This is a genomic window from Serratia sp. FS14, assembly GCF_000695995.1.
In the GTDB taxonomy this organism is placed as follows: domain Bacteria; phylum Pseudomonadota; class Gammaproteobacteria; order Enterobacterales; family Enterobacteriaceae; genus Serratia; species Serratia nematodiphila.
This window is the reverse complement of sequence record NZ_CP005927.1, coordinates 2770495-2791231: the sequence shown is the minus strand read 5'-3', so window position 1 is coordinate 2791231 and position 20737 is coordinate 2770495. Positions and strand designations below refer to the sequence as shown.

The window sequence follows — 20737 nt, the reverse complement described above, 5'->3', positions numbered from 1 at the left end:
TATGAATATTAAATTAGACAATCTAAATCAGCTGATCGGCGCGCGCATTCGCATTGAACGCGAGGCGCGCCACTGGTCGCTGTCCGATTTGGCCGAACGGGCGGGCGTATCGCGGGCGATGGTGCATAAGATCGAACGCGGCGAGAGCAGCCCGACGGCGATGCTGTTGGGCAGACTGGCGGGGGCGTTCGGTCTCAGCATGTCCAAACTGATCGCCCGCGCGGAAACGCAGGAAGGCCGGCTGCTGCGCCGGGAAGATCAACCGGTCTGGGTCGATCCGGAGAGCGGCTACGTGCGGCGCCACGTGTCGCCGCGCACCGATCTGCCGCTCGATCTGGTGCGCATCGAACTGCCGGCCGGCGCAGCGATCCCGATGCCGGCTTCGGTGTATGCCTTCAAGCGTCAGCTGATCTGGGTTTTATCCGGCGAACTGGTCTTTCTTGAGGGCGACGCGCGCCATGAAATGGCCGAAGGCGACTGCCTGGAGCTCGGCCCACCGGCGGACTGCCGCTTTGAAAACCAAAGCGATGAGGCATGCGTGTATATGGTGGCGGTGCTGAGCGCCGCCTGACGGCTCACCGGCGCTACCCCGGCGTCGGCTGGTTATAGCCGGCGTGGAAAAACTTCTCCGCCAACCGGCTGTCGCCGCCGGAGAAGAACTCGCTCATCGGCTCGCGGCCGAGGCCATAGGCGCGGCTGAGCTGCCCAGCCTCGAACGCCGCCCGGTTCTCGTCGCCGCAGCGCTGCGCCAAATGGTGCGCATAACCGAGCACGAAACCGCGCTTGTAGTCGGAGCAAAAGCGCGACAGCTCCGCCTCCGGCTTCAGTTTCTCCACCTTTAACCCCGCCAACAACCCTTTGCCAAAATGATCTCCCACGGGTTCCTCCTCACCGCACAATCGCTATATAACAAAATATACAGCGAATGAGCGAACGAGAACATACTCCCTAAGTTTTACTCGCCGCATAAAAAAGGCCCGCCAAGCGGGCCTGCGAGAAAGCGGGCAATCACAGCGTGAAATTCAGCCCTTCGCTGACGGTCCTGCCGAGCGGCAGACGGCCCGACGGCGCTTCTTTATCCTGCAGGAAATCCGGCAGGCGGGCTTTGTCGCCCGGCTTGCCGATCGCCACCATAGCGTGCACCGCATAGTCGTCCGGCAGTTGCAACGCCGCTTTGATCTTATCGTGGTGAATGCCGCTCATGCAGTGGGTCAGCCAGCCTTTCAGGTGCGCCTGATGCGCCAGGTTGGCCCAGGCCGCGCCGGTGTCGAACGCGTGGGTCGGGTTGTCCACCAGGCGCTCGCCGTTCAGGCTGGTGGTTTTGGAGACGATCACCACCAGCGCCGAGGCGTGTTGCGCCCAGCCGCGGTTGAAGTCGATCAGGAACTCCAGGTAGTTCTCCCAGCTGTCGGAGCCGTGCTTGCTGTAGGCAAAGCGCCACGGCTGAATGTTGTAGGCCGAAGGCGACCAGCGCGCCGCTTCAAAGAAGCTCAGCAGCGTTTGATCGTCGATGGCGTCGTTGGTCATCGCGCGCGGCGACCAGCGCTCGATAAATTGCGCGTCAATCGGGTAATCGGAGATTCTTGGCTGGCTCATGATAGGTTCTCGCAGTGAAGTAAAAACAAAAGTTCGCTGATATTCCCACAGCTTAGGACGGTAAAACTTTTATTTCGTGCCATTGTCCTGCGGCAATTCCTGCTGCAACCAGGCCAGAAACGCCCTGACCGGCGGATGCCGCTCGCGCCCCGGGGCGCACAGCACGCTGTATGCGGCGCCCGGTACGCGCACCTCCGGCCGGTACGCCACCAGCAGACCGTTGTCCACCATCTCGGACACCATCACCGAGCTGGCGAGCACCCATCCCTGCCCGGCCACCGCCGCCTGCAGGGCGTAATGCTCCTCGTGATAGCTGCGCATCGCCGCATGGCGCTGCCACCAGTCCACGCCGGCGGCCCGGCACCAGTCATGCCAGCCGCTGTCGTACAGCGCCGAATCCCCCCACTTGACGGTGATCAGCACCGGATTTTCCGGCGGAGCGGCGGCCAGCCCCGGCGCGGCGTAGACGCCAAAGCTTTCCTCCAGCCGCGCCGCCTGATGCAGCGCGGGATAGTGCGCGCGGCTGTAGCGCACCGCCACATCCACGCTGGCGTCCTGCTGCAGGTCGATCACCTCGGCGCAGGCCTCCAGGCGCACCAGATAGTGCGGATGCGCCTGGTAGAAACGCCCCAGGCGCGGCACCAGCCACAGCGCCGCGAACGAGTGCGTCACCGAGACGCATAGCGAGCCGCTGCTGGGCTGCGGCCGCAGGCCCTCAAGCGTGGCGGCGACGTCCAGCAGCGCGCCGTGCACGCCGGCAAACAGCGTCTCGCCCTTCGCCGTCAGCCGCACGCCGCGCGGCACCCGCTCGAACAGCGCAAAACCCAGCTGCTGTTCCAGCGCCTTGATCTGGTGCGAAATCGCCGTCGGCGTCACCGCCAGCTCGGCCGCCGCCAGCTTGAAGCTGCGCAGGCGAGCGGCGGATTCAAAGGTGCGTAACGCGTTGACGGGCAGCGTAGCGAACATGGCGAAGCCTCTTGGGATGAGTTGAGTTCATCCTGGCAGAAAAACCGTCATTTGTCGCCTGCAGACGTTCGCTTCTAGATTAAGGCTGAGTTCACTTCACACCAAGGAACATGACATGAATACAGCTCATCAATCCAAGCGCCTGGTGGTGCTGGTCGGCAGCCCGCGCCGCGACGGCAACAGCGCCACGCTGGCGCAGGCGATCATGGCGGGCGCCGCCGAAGCCGGCACTTCCGCCAGCCTGCATTTTCTCGACGATTACCTGAGCGGTTTTCTCAGCGATGAACGCCATACGCCGCCGCCGGCCGATCGCTACGCCGAGCTGTTCCTGGAGCACTTCCTGCCGGCAGACGGCGCGGTATTTTGCACGCCGATTTACTGGTACGGCATGTCGGCGCAAACCAAGGCCTTTTTCGATCGCTCGTTCAGCTTCTATTCCAACGCCTACCCTCAGGCGGAACAGGTGCACCAACGCATGAGCGGCAAACGCATCGGGCTGGCGGTGGCGTCGGAAGAAACTTATCCCGGCGCGGCGCTGGGCATCGTGCATCAGATCCAGGAGTTCAGCCGCTACACCCATTCCGCCTTCGTCGGGCTGGTGCACGGTGCCGGCAACCAGCGCGGCGAGATCGCCCGCGATCCGCGCAACCCGCTGCGGGCCGCCCGCGAGTTGGGGCGCGAGTTCTTCACCCGCCCCTACTCGGATTATCAGATGGACAGCCCGCGCAGCACGCAGGTTTGGACGGAATAGCCACGGCCTCAACCGCCACTGCCGATTTGCCAGATAAAGGTCGGCGTATGGCGGTTAATTTCCCAGTCACCGATATTGCGCGCCTTGTAGATCACCGGATTATGTGAAGAGAGCGTGCGCGCATTGCGCCAGTGGCGATCCAACGCCTTGCCGGTACGGGTATCTGAAGCGCCGAGCGCATTGAACAATTCACCGGCGGCGCGCTGCACCCACTCCCCGGCGATGACCTGCGCCCTGGCCGCGTCCAGCTCCGCCGTCACGTTAAGCGCCTGCAGCAGCGTTTCATCGCCGGATCGATGCGCCTCGTAAGCCTGCTGCAGCGAGGAAGTCGCTTTTAGCACCGTCGCCTCGACCGCATAGGCCCAGGCGCTGATTTGCCCCACCACCTGCTGGATCTGCACGTCGTCCTTCACCCAACCGGCGTTGCCGTGGCTATAGATCCTTTTACGTTGCCTCACGCCCTCGCCGACGTCTCGCAGCACCGCGCGGCCGATCCCCGCCAGCGTCGCCAGCAAAACATGCTGATAGAACGCAGTTTGGTAGCGGAAGCGCTCGGCAAAGTCATAGACGTGCGCCTGCTCGACCTGCGCATCAATAAAACGCGTGGTGCCGCTGCCGGTAGTGCGCTGGCCAAATCCGTCCCAGTCGTCGTCGCGCTCTACGCCCGGCTGGGCGACGTTCACCAAAGCGATCACCGGGCCGCCGCTGTCGCTGCGCTCGGCATACACGTCGATCCAATCGGCAAACAAACTGCCGGTGCTGTAAAATTTCTCGCCGTTGAGCGACCAGCCGTCGGCCTGCGGCGTTACCCGGGTATTGACCTGCCCCAGCTTCACGCCGCCGATCTCGGTCCAACCGCTGCCGACCAGCTCGCCGTCGAGAAAGCGTTCGAACCAGCGATCGCGCTCCGGGCCGTCCGGCGCGTTCAGCCGATCTTCCACGAAGGCGAAATGCGCCCGCAGCGCCTGCGGCAGGTTAGAGTCCGCCTCCGCCAGTTCGGCCAGCAGTTCGAACAGCTGCGGCAACGAAGCGCCGTCGCCGCCCTTTTCACGCGGGATGCGCACCCTGCCGAAGCCCGCCTCTTTCAGCCAACGGATCGGTTCATGCGGCAGCGTGCGCGACAGCTCGCGCTCCACCGCCCCAGCGGCGATTTCGGCGAAGATCGGCCGAAAACGCGCGGCCAGCTGTGCGTAGTCTGCTCCGGTGGATAACAGGTGTTGCGTCATGTCAGTGTCCTCTGTGGTTAAGCGCGATCGGCCAGATCGTCGATATCGCGCGCCGTCGGTTCGAAGCGAATGATCAGCAGGAAGACGATGGGGATCGCCGCCGCCAGTGAAACAATCCAAAACATGTCGGTGCCGAAGCGCGCCTGCAAAATCGGCAGAATAAACAGCGCCAGCGCGCTGCCGATACCGGACAGCGAACGGCCGAAACCGACGCCGGTGGCGCGGATCGCCGTCGGGTAAGAGAGCGCCGGGTAAATCATCATCTGCGCGCCGGGGCCGAAGCCTTCGGCGAACAGCCATAGGCCCAACATCAGGATCGCCAGCCCAACGCCGAACGCCGCCTGCGGATGCCCGATCAACGCCAGGGCAATCAGCGCGATAAACTGCAGCGCAAATCCGGCGATCGCCACGTGGCGCGACGGATACTTCCATGCCAGACGCATGCCGAGCAGGCCACCGGTAAAGGCGAACAGCACGTTCAGCCCGAGCGAGGCGGAGAGGGTTTCAAACACCCCGGCGCCGAGAAACTGCGCCAGAATCGACGGCAGAAAGAAGGCGATGGCGGTGTATTCAAAGGAAATGCAAACGTTCATCACGCAGGAGACCAGAGTGCGCTCGCGGTACGGCTTGCGGAACAGCACGCGGAAGCTGACCTTCGGCGCCGCCGCCGGTTGGGCGGCGTCAGGTTCCGCCTCATGGGCGGCGATGCCGTATGACTCGCGCAGGATGCGCGCCGCCTCTTTCAAATCGCCCTGGTTAGCGGCCCACAGCGGCGACTCGTTCATAAACTTGCTGCGCACCATGATGATCAGCAGCGCCGGCACCGCGCCGAAAATCAACGAGGCGCGCCACAGCCAGTTCGCATGTTCGGCCGGCAACAGAAAATAGAGCGCAAAGATGATCAGAAAACACATCGACGAAGCGGCGTACCACATCGGGCACCAGGCTGCCAGGCGCGACGCCTTGTTGGCCTTGCCGGAGAATTTGGAGAATTCGGCCAGATAGGCCATCGCCACCGGCAAATCGATGCCGACGCCGATACCCATCAAAAAGCGCGCGCCGATCAGCACCCAGACGTTGGGCGCCAGCCCGGCGGCGATGGCGGAAACCACAAAAAACAGCATATCGGCCATAAACACCTGATAGCGGCCGTACTTGTCGGTCAACCAGCCGCCGACCAGGTTGCCAAGAATGGTCCCGACCATGATCGAAGAAGTTACCACCCCGGTCAGCAGCGGGCTGAGGCTGAATTCACGCACCACGTCATCGATGCCGTAAGACAGCGTGGTCAGATCATAGGCATCGAGAAAAACACCGCCCAGCGCCAACAGCACGATCATGCGCGCATGGGTATTTTTCTCGCTGCGTTGGTTAATCAAACGCGCCACATCGCTGGCGGAGCCGATGGGCGCAGATAACGGCGGCGCGGTATCGATATTTAAGGTACTCATAGTTTCCTCGTTGTAATTGGCTGGTGACACCTCGTTTATAGGGTGAAAAAATTACGCCGACAAACAACAAATATTTCTATAAATATCATTAAAATCAATAAATTAAACACAGTTACAGCGTAACGGAAACGCCGGATTAACACGCGTTAATCCGGTCTTTATCACGGCCATTTCGGGCGGGGATTATTCTGCCGATACCGGCACCAGCACGCCTTTCACCAGCGGGTCGTCGGTGTTTTTCAGCCACGCCTGCAACCTGGGATCGGCAAACGCCCGCTGCAGCTTGCGAATATTTTCGTCCTGCAGATAGGGCGTGCCAATCACCAGCTGCGAGGCGAAGGTCTTCGGCGCCGGTGGGAACAAGATGCCCTTCTCACGCGGCACTTTGCCGGCGTCGAACTGCGACACATAGCCAATGGCCGCATCTACCGAATTCAGCGCGCGCGGCATGGTCAGCAAATCCAGCTCCTTGAAGTTAAAATGGCGTTTGTTCTCGCGAATGTCTTTCAGCCTGGCGGTGCGCGCCTCGATCGCCGGATCCAGCCCGATCAGTCCAATGCGCTGCAGCAGCCACAACGCCTGCCCCTGATTGGCGCCGTCGTTGGGCACCACGATCTCCGCGCCGTCCGGCAACTCGGCGATCGACGTATAGCGGTCGGAATAGATGCCGAACGCCCACTGAAACACCGGCAGAGTCGGGGTCAGCTTAAAACCGTTGGCCTCCACCACCTGCTTTAGCCACCACTGGTGCTGGTAGATCGTGGCGGCGTACTGCCCCTGCGCCACCGCACGATCGGCCTGCACCGGGTCCTGCAGGCCAACCGCCTCCAGCCTGAGGCCGTAATCCGGCGCGATATGCTCGCCGACGTACTCGATCACCCGCTGCTCTCCGGCCATCGCCGGCTCAAAGTGCACTTTCAGCGTGCTGCCGAACTGCACCGTCTGCTGCTGGCGGGCGCTGAAGTGCCAAACCGCGGCGGCGATAATCGCCACCGCCGCGATACCCACCGGCCACGGCCAGCGTTTCTTCTTCACTATCTCAAAATCGTGATTAGGCATGATTAAAGGGTTTCCTGATGATGACGCAACGCGGCGACCAGGCGGTCACCAATAAACTGAATCAGTTGGATCGTGGCGATCAGCACCACAATGGTGGCGATCATGATGTGATTGTCGAAACGCTGGTAGCCGTACACCACCGCCAGATAGCCGATGCCGCCTGCGCCAATGGTGCCGGCGATGGCCGAATACTCGATCATCGAGATGACGTTCAGCGTGATGGCGGCGACGATCGCCGGCAGCGCCTCGCTGAGCTGCGCGCGGGTGACTATCTGCCAGATCGAACCGCCGGACACCAGCCCCACCGCCGTCACCTCCGGCGGCAGTTCACGCAGCGCGTTCTCCACCAGCCGGCCGAAGAACGGAATGCCGGCGACGATCATCGGGATCACCGCTGCCGGAATGCCGATGGTGGTGCCGGTCAACCAGAAAGTGAACGGAATAATCGCCGCCATCAGCACCAGAAACGGCAGCGAACGGCCCATGTTCACCAACCAGCTCAGCGCGCGATTCAGCGCCGGGCGCGGAAACAAGCCGCGCGATGAGGTGTTGAACAGCACCACGCCGACGGCGCCGCCAATCGCCACCACAAACAGCATCACGATGCCGACCATCAGCCAGGTTTCGCCGTAGGCCGGCAGCATCAACCGATGGATCTCGCGCCAGGGTGTGTCCTGGCTCATCACGCTGTCAGACAGATTTTTCATACCGCCTCCTTCAACGCCGCCGGCTGTTCCAGCACCTCGGCGAGAATGCCCAACCGCCGCAGCTCGTCCTGCAGTTCAGCCACCGAACGCGAACCGCCGCCAAAACGCACCGCAATCTCCAACCGCCCGGCCAGGCTGCCGCCCACCACTTCAACGTGGCCGCCCAACAGATCGATCTGCAGGTCGAGTTGGCGGCTGATGCGGCTGATCCAGTCGGTGGCCGCCGGCTGACGGGCGCAGTAGGTTACCTGCAGCCGCAACGCGGCGTCGGACGCCAGCGTCTTCAGCGGGAACAGCCGGCGGCCCAGCGAGGAATCGGGCGCTGCCAACAGCTCGCGCACCGGCCCTTGCTGCACAATCACGCCGTCGCGGATCTCGGCCACCGCGTCGGCGGCGTCGCGCACCGCATCCATCTCGTGGGTGATCAGGATGATCGACAGGCCATACCGATCGCGCAGCTGTTTAAGCAGGCTGAGAATGGCCCCGGTGGCGTCCGGATCCAGCCCGGAGGTGGCCTCATCCGCCAGCAGCACCGACGGATTAAGCGCCAGCGCGCGGGCGATGCCGACCCTTTGGCGCTGGCCGCCGGACAGCTGCGCCGGGTAAAACGCCGCCTTGTCCGCCAGCCCCACCGCCGCCAGCAGGCTCTTTACCCGCTTGTCGATATCGCGCGGCACCACGCCCAGATAGGTCAACGGCAGCGCCACATTCTGCCAGGCGGTTTTGCGCTGCAGCAGCGCGGAAGACTGGAACACCGTGCCTATCGCCCGCCGCTCCCTGCGCAGCGCCTCGCCCGCAAGCCGCGACAAGTCCTGACCGTTCACCCGGATACTGCCGCTGCTCGGCCGCTCCAGCAGGCTGATGCATTTCGCCAGCGTCGATTTGCCCGCCCCGCTGGGGCCGACCACGGCGGTAATCGATCCGGCCGGCACCCGCAACGAAACGCCCTTCAGCACCTCAATCCGGCGCCCGTCCGGCGCGCGGTAAGCCTTGTGCAACTCCTCAATCTCTATCATCGCATCCTCACTTGACGCTCAGTGCATCGGCCAAGGACGCACCGGCCGGCCAGCGGTAGCCCACCGCCGGGTGCGGCCCCGCCAGGCGCGGCCCCTGATTGAACAATTTTTCTCGCAGAGTGCCCGCCGTGTAGTCGCGCTTGTACGCTCCGCGTTTTTGCAGCTCGGGGATCAGCAGTTCCACCACGTCGGTGAAGGTTTCATGGGTAACGGCGTAGGCCAGATTGAAACCGTCAACATCCGTTTCCTCCACCCACGCCTGCAGTTCGTCGGCCACGGTTTGCGGGCCGCCCACCAACAGCGGGCCGAAACCGCCGATGCCGACCCATTCGGCGATGCCCTGCACTGTCCATTCACGGCTGGGATCGGCGCTGGAGAAAGTTTCCACCGCCGACTGAATGGCATTGGTGTGCAGATGCTTCAGCACCTGATCCGGCTGATACTGGCCGAAATCGATGCCGGTCCAGCCGGACACCAGCGCCAGCGCGCCTTCGTAGCTGGTATAGGATTTGTATTCCCGCCATTTTTCCTGCGCCTGTCGGTCCGTTTCACCGACGATCACCGTCTGCAGGTTGAAGATCAGGATGCTGCGCGGATCGCGCCCGGCCTCGGCGGCGCGGCGGCGGATATCGGCTACGGTTTTTTTCAGCAATGTTTTCGAAGGAGAAGCGACAAACACGCATTCGGCGTGTTCCGCAGCAAACTGCTTGCCGCGGCTGGAAGCGCCGGCCTGATACAGCACCGGCGTGCGCTGCGGCGAAGGCTCGCTCAGATGAATGCCCGGCACCTGGAAGAACTCGCCCTTGTGGTTGATCGGATGAATTTTCGCCGGATCGCTGAAGATGCGCCGCTGACGATCGCGCAAAATCGCGCCGTCTTCCCAACTGCCCTCCAGCAGCTTGTAAACCACCTGCAGGTATTCATCGGCGTAGTCGTAGCGCGCATCGTGATCGGTCTGCGCCCGGTGGCCAATATTGCGCGCGCCGCTCTCCAGGTAAGAGGTGACGATATTCCAACCGATGCGCCCCTTGGTCAGGTGATCAAGCGTCGACAATCTGCGGGCGAAAGGATAAGGGTGCTCGAATGACAGCGAGGCGGTCAGCCCGAAGCCGAGATGTTCGGTAACCAGCGCCATCGGCGTCACCAGCGCCAGCGGATCGTTAACCGGCACCTGCGTCGCCTGGCGGATCGCCGCGTCGCCGCTGCCGTTAAGCACGTCGTAAATCCCCAGCACGTCGGCGATAAACAATCCATCGAACTTGCCGCGTTCCAGCAGGCGCGCCAGATCGGTCCAATATTCGAGATCCTTATACTGCCAGGAACGGTCGCGCGGGTGCGCCCACAGCCCCGGCGACTGATGGCCGACGCAGTTCATATCAAAAGCGTTAAGACGAATTTCACGTTGCGATGACATAGCGAGCTCCACAATTATCTGCCGGCCACGGGCGGAGCCGGGCCGGATGGGGGGTCTTAGGGTGTTAAAAACGGGAATGGACGATCAGTTTGCAGCCGGACATCGCGCCAGCAGGTATTGCGCGACGCTTTGGGCGTGTTCCGCCACCTGCGGCAGCCCCATAAGTTCGCCGAAGCGGCCGCGCGCCGCCGGGCCGGCCACCAGCAGGCGCGGGTTGGCAAGGCCGTCGCCGCCGATCGCCTGGCTGTCGGCATTGACCCACAGCCCCAATCCCAGCGGATCGGCGCGCAGCGCCCCCTGCTCCGCCAGCGAACTGAGCAACGGGCTGGCGGCGATCAGGCCGGCATGAGCCGGCCCCGTAGCGATCAGCAACCGCTGCGCCTGCAGCGCCCGCTCTGCGCCCTGGCGCGGCAGAATCGTCAAGCGCACGCCCTGCGGCATGGGTTCCGCCCGCCGCAGACGAGCGGCCAATACCTGCAGCGTGCCCGCCGCCTGTTGCTCCGTCAGCAGCGTGCTCACCTGCGGCGCAAGGCGATAGCGGTGCACGTCCCAATAGGCACGCAGATGCCGCAGAAAGCGCTGCTGTTCGGTCGGCGTCAACGCTTGCCACAGGCGCTGGCCCTGGGCGCGCACCGCGTCCAACACCGCCTGCCACGGCACCCGTTGCCGAGCGGCGCGCGCCACCTCAAGGCGCACCTGCCGCACCCCGTCACGCAGTCCGGATGGCGGGGTAAACGACCACGTCGGGTACTCCCCTTCGGCATTGGCACGCGGCAGCAAGCCGTGACGAGAGAACGCGGTAATCGGCCCGCGATGCCTGCGGCGGTGCAACGCCGCCACCGCATCGGCCATCGTCAGCCCGCTGCCGACGATCGCCAACGATTCATCGGGTTCAATCTCATCCAGCGCCCCCTCCGCCCAGGGATTGGCGATCAAACGCGCGTCGCGCGCCAGTTCCGGGGCGATCTGCCGCGGCAGCGCGGGCGGCGGATGGCTGGTCGCCAACACCACATAGTCGCCCCACAGCCGTTCGCCGCCGGCGGTGATGACGGACGCGCCCTGCGCCTGCGGCTGCAGGTGCTGCGCCCGATCGCGCAGGTGCCGCAAGCGGGCCTGGCCCGACTGCGCCGCCTGATGAAAACGTTCCTCGACATAGCGGCCGAAGGCGCCGCGCTGCGGATAGGCTTTACCGTCGCGCCACAACGCCTGCGGATCGGCCGCCAGCCCGCCGCTCTCGCGGAACCAGCGGTCAAAATCCCCCGCCGGTTCATCCGCCAGCTGCATCCTTTCGGCCGGGACGTTGATGCGGTGAGTCGGCTCGGTGGTCGAATACGCCACGCCATAGCCCGGCGCGGCGCGCGGTTCGATCACCGTGACATCCACCGCTCCGCGCGCCAGCTGGATCGCCAGCGCCGCGCCGGTGAAACCGCCGCCGATAACGATAATATGGGCACGCTTCGCCATCAGCCCCCCCGCTGCGCCGGGCCGGGACGACGATCGCCGCCGATGGTTTCGCCAAACGGGCCGGTATTGATCGTGCGAGCCGTCTGATGAGTCGACTGCGCCAGCGGCAGCAGCGGCATCACCAGCTCGGCGAAGCGGTGAGCCTCTTCCAGATGCGGATAGCCGGAAAGGATGAAATTGTCGATGCCCAGCGCCTGATACTCGCGTATGCGCGCCGCCACCTGCTGCGGGTTGCCCACCAATGCGGTGCCGGCGCCGCCGCGCACCAGGCCGACGCCGGCCCACAGGTTGGGGCCGATGCGCAGACTCTCGCGCGAGCCGCCGTGCAGTTCGCTCATGCGGCGCTGGCCGGTGGAGTCCATGCGCGCAAAGATCTGCTGCGCCGCCGCGATGGTGTCGTCATCCAGATGCGCAATCAGTCGCTCGGCCGCCGCCCAGGCTTCGTCTTCAGTTTCGCGCACAATAACGTGCAGGCGAATGCCATAGCTGAGTTTACGCCCCTGCCGCTCGGCGCGCTGGCGCACCGCCGCCAGCTTTTCCGCCACCTGAGCCAGCGGCTCGCCCCAGGTCAGGTAGGTGTCGATCTGCCCGGCGGCGATGTCGATCGCTTCCGACGATGAGCCGCCGAAATAGAGCGGCGGGCCGTTTTCCTGCACCGGCGGGAACAGCAGTTCGGCGCCTTCGACGCGAATATGCTTACCGCTGAAATCCACCTTCTCCCCTTGCAGCAGCCGTTGATACACCGTGAGAAATTCCTGTGTCACCTCGTAGCGTTCGGCATGGCTGAGGAAGATGCCATCCCCTTTGTTTTCCACCGGATCGCCGCCGGTCACCACGTTGATCAGCAGGCGCCCGTCCGACAACCGGTCCAGCGTCGCGGCCATGCGCGCCGCCAGGCTCGGCGGCTGCAGGCCGGGGCGCACCGCCACCAGATAGCGCAACCGACGGGTGATCGGTGCCAGCGCCGCCGCCACCAGCCAGGAATCCTCGCAGCTTTTACCGGTTGGGATCAGCACGCCGTAATAGCCGAGGTTATCGGCGGCCAGCGCCACCTGCTGCAAATAAGGCAGGTCTACCGGGCGCCCGCCCTGCGCCGTGCCCAGATAGCGGCCATCGCCGTGGGTCGGCAGAAACCAGAAAACGTTGATGCGTTCTTTCGCTGACTCAGTCATTTATGCTTTTCCTATATAACTATTCTCAATATTTATCGATAGAAAAATCTTGCTTGGTTATAAAACGAAAAGCAGGATGCATGCCACAGTGGCGGATTTTAAAAACCAATACATATCAATACGTTGAAAATAAATTGCCGCCCAAACGCTGCTGCATTGGCAGCAGGCGGCGGCGAAAAGCTGTTGCCAATGCAGCACCGTGCGCCTTTTACCCTCTCGCGGCCGCTCATGGGCTGGGATAAGATTTTTCCCCCCTTCGCCGTCAGCCAGGAGACGCCCATGTACGATCCCCAACCGTTCGCCGCCGACAAACCGGTGCTGATCGATCCGGCGTCGCTCGCTCTGCAAAGCGTGCTCGATCGACTGGCCCCCACCGACGCCACCGTACTGATCGTCGGCGAAACCGGCACAGGCAAAGAGGTGGTGGCGCGCTATCTGCACCACCACAGCGCGCGCCGCCATCGCCCTTTTTTGGCGGTCAACTGCGGCGCGCTGACGGAAAGCCTGGCGGAAGCCGAACTGTTCGGCCATGAGAAAGGCGCCTTCACCGGCGCCGTCGGCACTCATCAGGGCTGGTTCGAAGCGGCGGAAGGCGGCACCCTGCTGCTGGACGAGATCGGCGAGCTGAACCTGTCGCTGCAGGTCAAGCTGCTGCGCGTGCTGCAGGAACGGGAGATCACCCGCGTCGGTTCGCGCAAACCGCTGAAGATCGATGTGAGGGTCATCGCCGCCACCCACGTCGATCTGGCCGGCGCGATTCGCCAACGGCGGTTCCGTGAAGATCTCTATTACCGCCTGAACGTGGCGGCGGTGACTTTACCGCCCTTGCGCCAGCGGCCGGACGATATTCCGGTGCTGGCCAGACATTTTCTTGCGCTGTACGCCCGCCGTCTGGAACGGCCACTGCCGCGGTTGACGGCGGAAGCGCAGCAGGTGCTGCTGGACTACCCCTGGCCCGGCAACGTGCGCGAGCTGGAGAACACGCTGCATAATGCGGTCTTGCTGAGCCAGGAGGAGCCGATCGCCCCGCAGCAACTGCAGCTCACCCATCGCCTGACGGATAACGGCGGCGGCGGCGACGACGCCATCGATCGCTTTGTGCAGCAGCAGTTGCAAGGCGACAGCGCGCAGCTTTACCAACGGGTGCTGGATGCGCTGGTGCGCAACGCCTTCGAACGCAGCGGCGGCAACCAGCTGCAAGCGGCGTCGTTGCTCGGCGTCAGCCGCAATACCCTGCGCACCCATTTGGCGCATCTTGGTCTGATCAAACCGCGCCGCCGCAGCGCCGGCGCCCCCTCACATTCACCGGCCATCAGCGCAGCGCCGCTGCCCGAACGCGAACTGCGCATCGGCTATCAAAAGTTCGGCAACCTCGGGGTGCTCAAGGCGCGGCAAAGCCTGGAACAGCTCTTCGCCACACAGCGCATCAGCGTGCTGTGGAGCGAGTTTCCCGCCGGGCCGCAGCTGCTGCACGCGCTCGACGGCGATGAGATAGACTTCGGCACCACCGGCGAAGTGCCGCCGATCTTCGCCCAGGCACAGGGCAATGCGCTGGTGTACGTCGGTTTTGAGCCGCCGGCGCCGCAGAGCGTGGCGATGGTGGTGCCGCAAGACAGCCCGATACGCAGCGCCGCCGATCTGCGCGGCAAACGCATCGCGCTCAACAAAGGCTCCAACGTGCACTATTTATTGCTGCAGATGCTGGACGAACAGGGATTGACGTTGAACGACGTGCGTATCGTCTACGCGCCGCCGAAGTATCCGCTGTCGGCGACCGATCTGCAGGCGGTGGACGCCTGGATGATGTGGGATCCGCTGCTCAGCGACGCGCAACGCAGCGGGGAACTGCGCGTGATCGCCGACGGCACCCAGCGGGTGCTCAATCAGCAATTCTACCTGGCGCGCCGCGACTTCGCCGAGCGCTCGGGCGATCTGTTGCAGCCGCTGATGCAAGCATTGCAGCACACCGGCCGCTACATCACTGCGCAGCCGAGAGAAGCCGCTCGTCACCTTTCCAACGAACTGGGGCTGGCGAGCGCCTCGCTGGAACTCGCGCTGTCGCGCCGCAGCCACGAGATCCGCGCCATGGATTTGCAGGTGATCCGCCAGCAGCAAAGCATCGCCGACCGCTTCTACGCCCTCGGGCTGCTGCCCAGAGCGATCGCCGTGCGCGAGGCGGTCTGGCCGCTGTGATCCCCTGCCGAAAGCGCCGACGCCAGATGTCCGGCGGATCCCGGGCGGCAGCCGACAATGCCGCCGCCTGAAAGAGGGCAGAGATCAGAGATAAGGTTCGCCCAGCGTCAACATCAACCGGTTGGCCCAGGCGAAAAACGCCGTCGCCTGCACCAAATCCAACAGCGCCAGCTCATCCAGGCCCTGAGCGCGCAGCGCCGCCAGTTGCCCGGCGTCAGCCTGCGGCGGCGTGGCGGATAGCGCGGCGGCAAAGGTTATCTGCGCTTGCCAGGCGTCATCCTGCCCCTGGCTCAACGCGCCGCCCGGCGCCACCGCCAGCAACCGATCTATCTCGGCTTCGCGCTTCGACAGCTGCGCCGCCTTGCGCGCATGCACCGAGGCGCAGTAGATGCAGCCGTTCACCTTGCTGGCGACCGTCGCCGCCAACTCGCGATCCTGCCGCGACAGCCCGCCGGGGGTATAAAAAAATCGCCCGGTCCGCCAGCGTGCGTTGTTCCAGCACCGGATGGTTGCGCGCCAACAGGCGGAAGTAATCGGAATCGGCGTGGCCAAACCGCTCTAGCAACGCCCGGCCGGCGTCATCGAATTCCGCCAACGGCTTGGCGGCGATCCACGGCTCCCACCCCAGTTCTTGCCGGGTAAACGCCGGCGGCGCGTGACGGCCGCCCCGCGTCGAGCTCCCCGTTCGCCAGCGGCCGGCCGTTACCGGCTGATGCGCCGCAGCGTCGTCCGTCTTGCCGCCCAACAACCGGTAGCCCCGCAGCAAGCGGCTTTGGAAACTGACAAAGGCGATTAACTGCGACAATGTGACGATGGCGTCCAGCGACCAGCCGGCCTGCCGCAGCGCCTGCAAGTGCTGGGCGTTGGCGTTGGCCGGTTGAAACGCCAAACGTTCTGCATGCGCCAACGCCGCCGGCAGCCGCTCGTCTTCCGGCGCGTCGCCCTGACGTTCCAGCAGAGCAGCGTAATGCGCGGCCAAGCGCGGCTCGCCATGCCATTCACTGATGCGCTGAGCCAACCGCAGCCGCTGCGCCAGCGGGAAATCGCCGGCGTCCGCAGGCGCAAACAGCGCCAGATAGCTGGACTGAACGGCATCGGTCGCCGCCTGCCGGGTGGCTCTGGCCTGCGCCAGCGTGGAATCCGGCGCAATCTCGGCCAGTTCGGCCAGCAGATCGACCTGGTGCGGTAATGTCGTCATAGCTTTTCCTCAACGTGATATTCATAAGCAACGGCGGGCGTGCCGCGCCGCCAGCCCAGTTCAGGGGCCACGTGGCGGGCGATAAGATCGATAGAACGCAGAATATGGGCGTGCGGCGGGTCGATGGAGTGCACCTGAAACGCCAGATCGGTGACGCGCGCCAGCGCCCTGTCCCGTTGCAGCGAGGCTATTACCTGATCTGGCGTGCCCAAGTGCACGTCGAAAGCGCGGATCAGGCCGTCGAGCGACGTATCGGCCAACCGGTGGCCGCTGGCGCGCATCCGCTCCAGCCCACGGCTCAACCCGGCCGTGGCGAAGTCGCGTGCCTGCTGGCCGTTCTCGCTGACAAACGCAGTGCGCGACCCCATGATGCGCGGCGCCACCCCTGGCGGCAGCGCCGCCAGATAAGCGTCAATGATCGGATTCTGCAGTTCGTCCAGCGGCAGGTCAGGCGCGTCCGCCGGGCGCGGCTGCGTGCGCGACAGCATCAGGCCGTCACCGGCGCGGCCGGCCCGTTCGCCCCCTTCCACCGAGAACGTGGCCTGCCAGACGCGCTGCGCCAGCTGCGGCGCCGCCGGGTACAGCCGGTTGTCTTCGCCGCCCAACGCCTCTCCGCGCCAGGCGCTCAGCAACGTGCGCAAATTCTCGGCGAATGCCGTGTTGCGCTGCCCGGCGTCGAGACCGAAAGCGGCGAAAGAAGACGGCGTGCCGCCGCCGGCCACGCCTACCTCCAGTCTGCCGTCGGACAACAGATCCAGTACCGCAGTGTCTTCCGCCACCCGCAGCGCCGACTCCATCGGCAACGTGATCACCCCGGTGCCCAGCCGGATACGGCGGGTGCGTGCCGCCACCTGCGCCAAAAACACCAGCGGTGATGGCAGACCGCCCTCATCGGCATGAAAGTGGTGCTGCGCCACCCAGGCGGTGTCGAACCCGGCTCGTTCGGCGTGCACGATCTGTTCGGTCGCCAGCCGGTAGCGCTCCTGCGCGCTGCCCTGATCCAGCAATCGGGTGAAGAAACCGAGTCTTTTTCCGCTCATATCGCCTCCTCGAATTTTGGCTGTCCGGCATGCGATGCGCGGCCGGGAATGGCGGCGATCAATTGGCGGGTGTAATCGCTCCCCGGCATGGCGAACAACTCGGCGGTGGCGCCGCCGTCTACCCGTTCACCGCGGTGCAATACCGAAACGCTGTGCGAAATCCGCCGCACCGTCGCCAGATCGTGAGAAATAAACAGGTAGGTCAGGTCCCGCTCCTGCTGCAACTCTTGCAACAAATGCAGGATCTGCGCCTGCACCGTGACGTCGAGCGCCGACGTGGCCTCATCCAATACCAATATTTGCGGTTGCAGCACCAGCGCGCGGGCAATCGCCACCCGCTGACGCTGGCCGCCGGACAGTTCGTGCGGCCTGCGGTTCAGCAAATCGGGCGGCAGCGCGACCCGTTCGAACAGCTCACGCACCCGCCGATCGCGCTCCGGTTTGCCGATCGGCGCGAAATTCAGCAGCGGTTCTTCAATCACCCGATAAAGAGTCTGTTTGGGATCGAGCGAGCCGAACGGATTCTGATAAACCAGCTGAATGCGCTGCCGAAACTGACGCAGCGCTTCGCCCCTGAGACCGATAACATTGACGCCGTCGATCAGGACCTGCCCGGCATCCGGCCGCTCGAAGCCCAGCAGGCAACGCGCCAGCGTGCTTTTGCCCGACCCGGACTCTCCCACCAACGCATGGGTGGTGCCGCGCGGCACGCTGAATGACACGCGATCCAGCGCGCGGAACCCCTGGCCGCCGGACAGCCGAAAATCCTTAACCAGCGCCTGAACCACGATCGCCGGCGGCTGCCCGCTGCGTTTCGGCGGCGGCGCAACGGCGCCGCTCAATGAAGGCGCATCGGCTAACAGTTTACGGGTGTATGCGCTGGCAGGCGCGCGCAGTACCTCGGCGGTAGCCCCCTGTTCCTGCACCCGGCCGTGGCGGAACACCAGCAGCCGATCGGCGCGTTCCGCCGCCACGCCCAAATCGTGCGTCACCAGCAGCACTGCAGTGCCGAATTCGCGCCGCAGCTCGTCGATCAGATCGAGAATGCGTTTTTGCACCGTCACGTCCAGCGCGCTGCTCGGTTCGTCGGCAATGATCAACGCCGGCTGCAGCGCAATGGCGATGGCGATCAATACCCGCTGCTTCATGCCGCCGGAAAGTTGATGCGGAAACTGGCGCGCCCGCAGTTCCGGGTGCGTCAGCCCGACGCGGGTCAGCAGTTCCGTCACCCGCTGTTGTACCTGCCCGCGCGGCAACCGGCGGTGAATATTGACGATCTCCGCCACCTGCTCGCCGATGGTTTTTACCGGGTTGAGCGAGCTGGCGGGATCTTGCGGGATCAGGCTGATTTGCGCCCCTCTCACCGCATCCAGCCGCCGCGATGACCAGCCGGCGATATCGGTGCCGTGCAGCCGGATGGCGCCCTGTTCAAGGTGGCCGTTGTCGGCCAGCAAGCCGATGATCGCCTGCGCCGTGGTGGTTTTGCCGGAACCGGATTCGCCAACCAGCGCCACCACCTCCCCCGGCTCAATCGTGAACGACACCTCATGCACCACCCTTCGCCTGCCTTCGTTGCCCTGATAGGCGATGGAAACCTTGTCCAGCGCCAGTACCGGCGGCCGCGCCGCCCGTTGCCATGCCGCTTGCATGCTCATCGCGCTTTTCCTCCCAGCGAACGGCTGATGCGGTTAGCCGCCAACACCACCGCCACCACCACCATGCCCGGGAAGGTGGTCAGCCACCAGGCGGTGGAAATGTAGTTGCGCCCTTCGGCGATCAGCAGCCCCCATTCCGGGGTTGGCGGCGGAGTGCCGTAACCGAGGAAGCTCAGGGTGGCGATCGCCAGGATCGCACTGCCGAACTGCAGCGCCGAGAAGGCGATCACCGAAGTCAGCGAGTTCGGCAGGATATGCCGCCACAGCACCGCCCAAAAGCTGCCGCCGCTGCCGTAAGCCGCTTCAACGTAATCGCTGTGCCGCACTCGCACCACTTCCGCCCGTGCCAGACGGGCAAAGTTGGCAACCGAAGTGACGCCCACGGCGATGGCGGCGTTGACCGTACCGAAACCAAGCAGGATGATAATGCTCAGCGACAGCAGCAGGCCGGGGATCGACAGCAGCACATCGACGACGCGCATCACCGCGTCGTCCGCCACGCCGCCCAACGCGCCGGCGATCAGGCCGAGCGCGGTGCCGAACACCAACCCCAGCGCCACCGCCACTACCGCGCCGGCCAGGGTTTGCGACGCGCCGTACACCATGCGCGCATACAGGTCGCGTCCCAGTTGATCGGTGCCAAGCCAATGAGCACCGCCGGGCGCCAGTCGCTGCGCGCCGGCAATGCCTTCGGTGCCGCTGTAGGCGGTAAACAGCTGCGGCGCCAACGCCCACAGCACCACCAGCGCAATGACCGCCCAGGCCAGCAAAAGCGTCAGGGGGACACGGCGGCGGCTCGAACGACTGGCGGGCAGCGCGCCTTCACTTTCAGCGCCGGACAGATCGCGCTCCGGAACCGTGGCTTTTTCAAAGGAGATACTGCTCATAGGGATGCTCCTGCCTGGGTTTTCAGCCGCGGATCCAGCAGCGGGAACAGCAGATCCACCAGCAAGTTGATGATGACGAAAGCGGCGGCCGAGATCAGCACTATCGCCTGCAGCACCGCCACGTCCTGATTGACCACCGCTTGTTGGGTCAATTGCCCCAGGCCGCTGCGGCCAAACACGGTTTCGGTGATCAGCGCCCCGGCGATCAGTTCGCCGAACAGCATGCCGGCGATGGTCAGCGCCGGCAGCATGGCGTTGCGCGCCACATGCCGCCACAGCACCCCGCTGCGGCTGGCGCCCTTGGCCCGCGCCACCGCGACGAACGGCTGGGTTTGCACCGCATCGATGCTGCGGATCAGAATTTGCGCCAGCGGCGCGGAGATCGGCAGCGCCAGCGTCGCGATCGGCAAAATCACCCCCTGCCACTCGCCGGGGTTAATGATCGGGATCAGCTTCAGGCGGAACGAAAAGAGCTGAATCAGCACAATGCCCAGCCAGAAGGTGGGTACTGAAACGAACAGCGACGGCAGCATCTGCAGCGCCGAACGCAGCCAGCCGAAGCCGGTCAGGTTGGAAACAAAAGCGATAATCAGCGCCAGCAGCAACGCCACCGCAAAGCCCAGCACCGCCAACTGCAGCGTGGCGGGCAGATTAGCCGCCAGCAGCGCGGTAACCGGCACCCCGGCCTGCATTGAGAAGCCCAGATCGCCATGCAGCACGCTGCCCAGGGTATGCAGATACTGCCGCCACAGGGGGACATCCGCGCCATAGGCCGCGCGCATGTCGGCGATCTGCGCCGGACTCAGCCCCATGTCCGGGTTCTGGAATTTGATCAGGATCGCATCGCCCGGCAGCACCTGCAGCAGGATGAACGACAGGGTAAAGGCCGCCCACAGCACCAATGCCGCCTGCCCGATGCGCCCCGCCAGATATCGCTTCATT

19 protein-coding genes and 1 pseudogene are annotated in these 20737 nt (G+C 64.5%); 3 read left to right on the top strand and 17 right to left on the bottom strand.

Annotated features, from left to right (window positions below):
• The first annotated feature begins 1 nt into the window (after position 1).
• Positions 2-571, top strand: coding sequence for an XRE family transcriptional regulator (locus L085_RS12680; protein WP_015378410.1), 570 nt, complete (start codon positions 2-4; stop codon positions 569-571).
• Between the two features lie 13 nt (positions 572-584).
• Here L085_RS12680 and L085_RS12675 read toward each other — a convergent pair whose 3' ends face one another.
• From L085_RS12675 to L085_RS12665, 3 genes are all read right to left on the bottom strand, one after another.
• Entirely contained in the window at positions 585-878 is a 294-nt protein-coding gene (locus L085_RS12675) for a DUF2623 family protein (protein WP_044030890.1), read from the bottom strand.
• A gap of 130 nt (positions 879-1008) precedes the next feature.
• The gene (locus L085_RS12670; RefSeq protein WP_044030889.1) at positions 1009-1596 is read right to left on the bottom strand and encodes a nitroreductase family protein; all 588 of its coding nucleotides are present in this window, start codon (positions 1594-1596) and stop codon (positions 1009-1011) included.
• A 69-nt stretch (positions 1597-1665) separates the two neighbouring features.
• Positions 1666-2562, bottom strand: coding sequence for a LysR substrate-binding domain-containing protein (locus tag L085_RS12665; protein WP_015378413.1), 897 nt, complete (start codon positions 2560-2562; stop codon positions 1666-1668).
• Between the two features lie 115 nt (positions 2563-2677).
• Between L085_RS12665 and L085_RS12660 the strand changes: the two genes are divergently transcribed.
• Complete coding sequence (locus L085_RS12660; RefSeq protein WP_033632636.1) at positions 2678-3313, top strand: flavodoxin family protein; 636 nt, start codon at positions 2678-2680, stop codon at positions 3311-3313.
• An 8-nt stretch (positions 3314-3321) separates the two neighbouring features.
• Here the strand turns inward: L085_RS12660 and L085_RS12655 are convergent, their stop codons facing one another.
• From L085_RS12655 to L085_RS25325, 9 genes are all read right to left on the bottom strand, one after another.
• Positions 3322-4539, bottom strand: a complete 1218-nt coding sequence (locus tag L085_RS12655; RefSeq protein WP_044030888.1) for an acyl-CoA dehydrogenase family protein — start codon at positions 4537-4539, stop codon at positions 3322-3324.
• Positions 4540-4556: 17 nt separating this feature from the next.
• The gene (locus tag L085_RS12650) at positions 4557-5990 is read right to left on the bottom strand and encodes an MFS transporter (protein ID WP_044030887.1); all 1434 of its coding nucleotides are present in this window, start codon (positions 5988-5990) and stop codon (positions 4557-4559) included.
• A gap of 183 nt (positions 5991-6173) precedes the next feature.
• Positions 6174-7049 carry a MetQ/NlpA family ABC transporter substrate-binding protein gene (locus L085_RS12645; RefSeq protein WP_015378417.1) on the bottom strand — a complete coding sequence of 292 codons (876 nt, stop codon included), beginning with the start codon at positions 7047-7049 and terminating at the stop codon, positions 6174-6176.
• Positions 7050-7051: 2 nt separating this feature from the next.
• Positions 7052-7747 carry a methionine ABC transporter permease gene (locus L085_RS12640; RefSeq protein ID WP_086016698.1) on the bottom strand — a complete coding sequence of 232 codons (696 nt, stop codon included), beginning with the start codon at positions 7745-7747 and terminating at the stop codon, positions 7052-7054.
• A gap of 5 nt (positions 7748-7752) precedes the next feature.
• Positions 7753-8772 (bottom strand): methionine ABC transporter ATP-binding protein, encoded by a 1020-nt coding sequence (locus L085_RS12635; RefSeq protein ID WP_021505840.1) that lies wholly within the window; start codon positions 8770-8772, stop codon positions 7753-7755.
• Between the two features lie 7 nt (positions 8773-8779).
• Entirely contained in the window at positions 8780-10186 is a 1407-nt protein-coding gene (locus tag L085_RS12630) for an LLM class flavin-dependent oxidoreductase (RefSeq protein ID WP_044030886.1), read from the bottom strand.
• An 84-nt stretch (positions 10187-10270) separates the two neighbouring features.
• Complete coding sequence (locus L085_RS12625) at positions 10271-11650, bottom strand: FAD-dependent oxidoreductase (RefSeq protein WP_044030885.1); 1380 nt, start codon at positions 11648-11650, stop codon at positions 10271-10273.
• Positions 11650-12822: an FMNH2-dependent alkanesulfonate monooxygenase gene (ssuD, locus tag L085_RS12620; RefSeq protein ID WP_044030884.1), complete on the bottom strand. Its 1173-nt coding sequence runs from the start codon at positions 12820-12822 to the stop codon at positions 11650-11652. Before ssuD ends, L085_RS12625 begins: the two co-directional genes overlap by 1 nt.
• A gap of 98 nt (positions 12823-12920) precedes the next feature.
• Positions 12921-13103, bottom strand: a complete 183-nt coding sequence (locus L085_RS25325; RefSeq protein ID WP_144240688.1) for a hypothetical protein — start codon at positions 13101-13103, stop codon at positions 12921-12923.
• On the opposite strand from L085_RS25325, the gene L085_RS12615 reads away from it, so the two are divergent.
• Entirely contained in the window at positions 13102-15015 is a 1914-nt protein-coding gene (locus tag L085_RS12615) for a sigma-54-dependent Fis family transcriptional regulator (RefSeq protein WP_044030883.1), read from the top strand. The genes L085_RS25325 and L085_RS12615 overlap by 2 nt on opposite strands.
• 84 nt (positions 15016-15099) lie before the next feature.
• Here the strand turns inward: L085_RS12615 and L085_RS12610 are convergent.
• The 5 genes and pseudogenes from L085_RS12610 to L085_RS12590 form a co-directional block, all read right to left on the bottom strand.
• Positions 15100-16213 (bottom strand): annotated as a pseudogene (locus tag L085_RS12610) (alkylhydroperoxidase domain protein).
• On the bottom strand, positions 16210-17253 hold the full coding sequence (locus L085_RS12605; protein WP_044030882.1) for a putative FMN-dependent luciferase-like monooxygenase: 1044 nt from the start codon (positions 17251-17253) through the stop codon (positions 16210-16212). The pseudogene L085_RS12610 and the gene L085_RS12605 overlap by 4 nt, the downstream one beginning before the upstream one ends.
• Positions 17250-18908: an ABC transporter ATP-binding protein gene (locus L085_RS12600; protein ID WP_044030881.1), complete on the bottom strand. Its 1659-nt coding sequence runs from the start codon at positions 18906-18908 to the stop codon at positions 17250-17252. Before L085_RS12600 ends, L085_RS12605 begins: the two co-directional genes overlap by 4 nt.
• A complete protein-coding gene (locus tag L085_RS12595; protein ID WP_015378425.1) occupies positions 18905-19795 on the bottom strand; it encodes an ABC transporter permease in 891 nt (296 codons plus the stop codon). Before L085_RS12595 ends, L085_RS12600 begins: the two co-directional genes overlap by 4 nt.
• On the bottom strand, positions 19792-20736 hold the full coding sequence (locus L085_RS12590; RefSeq protein ID WP_004940833.1) for an ABC transporter permease: 945 nt from the start codon (positions 20734-20736) through the stop codon (positions 19792-19794). Before L085_RS12590 ends, L085_RS12595 begins: the two co-directional genes overlap by 4 nt.
• Position 20737: the final 1 nt, after the last annotated feature.

Coding starts and splice junctions, on each gene's coding strand:
- L085_RS12630 (WP_044030886.1), bottom strand. CDS start 10,186: ATGTCATCGCAACGTGAAATTCGTCTTAACGCTTTTGATATGAACTGC.
- L085_RS12615 (WP_044030883.1), top strand. CDS start 13,102: ATGTACGATCCCCAACCGTTCGCCGCCGACAAACCGGTGCTGATCGAT.
- L085_RS12650 (WP_044030887.1), bottom strand. CDS start 5,990: ATGAGTACCTTAAATATCGATACCGCGCCGCCGTTATCTGCGCCCATC.
- L085_RS12670 (WP_044030889.1), bottom strand. CDS start 1,596: ATGAGCCAGCCAAGAATCTCCGATTACCCGATTGACGCGCAATTTATC.
- L085_RS12595 (WP_015378425.1), bottom strand. CDS start 19,795: ATGAGCAGTATCTCCTTTGAAAAAGCCACGGTTCCGGAGCGCGATCTG.
- L085_RS25325 (WP_144240688.1), bottom strand. CDS start 13,103: ATGGGCGTCTCCTGGCTGACGGCGAAGGGGGGAAAAATCTTATCCCAG.
- ssuD (WP_044030884.1), bottom strand. CDS start 12,822: ATGACTGAGTCAGCGAAAGAACGCATCAACGTTTTCTGGTTTCTGCCG.
- L085_RS12590 (WP_004940833.1), bottom strand. CDS start 20,736: ATGAAGCGATATCTGGCGGGGCGCATCGGGCAGGCGGCATTGGTGCTG.
- L085_RS12605 (WP_044030882.1), bottom strand. CDS start 17,253: ATGAGCGGAAAAAGACTCGGTTTCTTCACCCGATTGCTGGATCAGGGC.
- L085_RS12625 (WP_044030885.1), bottom strand. CDS start 11,650: ATGGCGAAGCGTGCCCATATTATCGTTATCGGCGGCGGTTTCACCGGC.
- L085_RS12645 (WP_015378417.1), bottom strand. CDS start 7,049: ATGCCTAATCACGATTTTGAGATAGTGAAGAAGAAACGCTGGCCGTGG.
- L085_RS12660 (WP_033632636.1), top strand. CDS start 2,678: ATGAATACAGCTCATCAATCCAAGCGCCTGGTGGTGCTGGTCGGCAGC.
- L085_RS12655 (WP_044030888.1), bottom strand. CDS start 4,539: ATGACGCAACACCTGTTATCCACCGGAGCAGACTACGCACAGCTGGCC.
- L085_RS12600 (WP_044030881.1), bottom strand. CDS start 18,908: ATGAGCATGCAAGCGGCATGGCAACGGGCGGCGCGGCCGCCGGTACTG.
- L085_RS12665 (WP_015378413.1), bottom strand. CDS start 2,562: ATGTTCGCTACGCTGCCCGTCAACGCGTTACGCACCTTTGAATCCGCC.
- L085_RS12635 (WP_021505840.1), bottom strand. CDS start 8,772: ATGATAGAGATTGAGGAGTTGCACAAGGCTTACCGCGCGCCGGACGGG.
- L085_RS12680 (WP_015378410.1), top strand. CDS start 2: ATGAATATTAAATTAGACAATCTAAATCAGCTGATCGGCGCGCGCATT.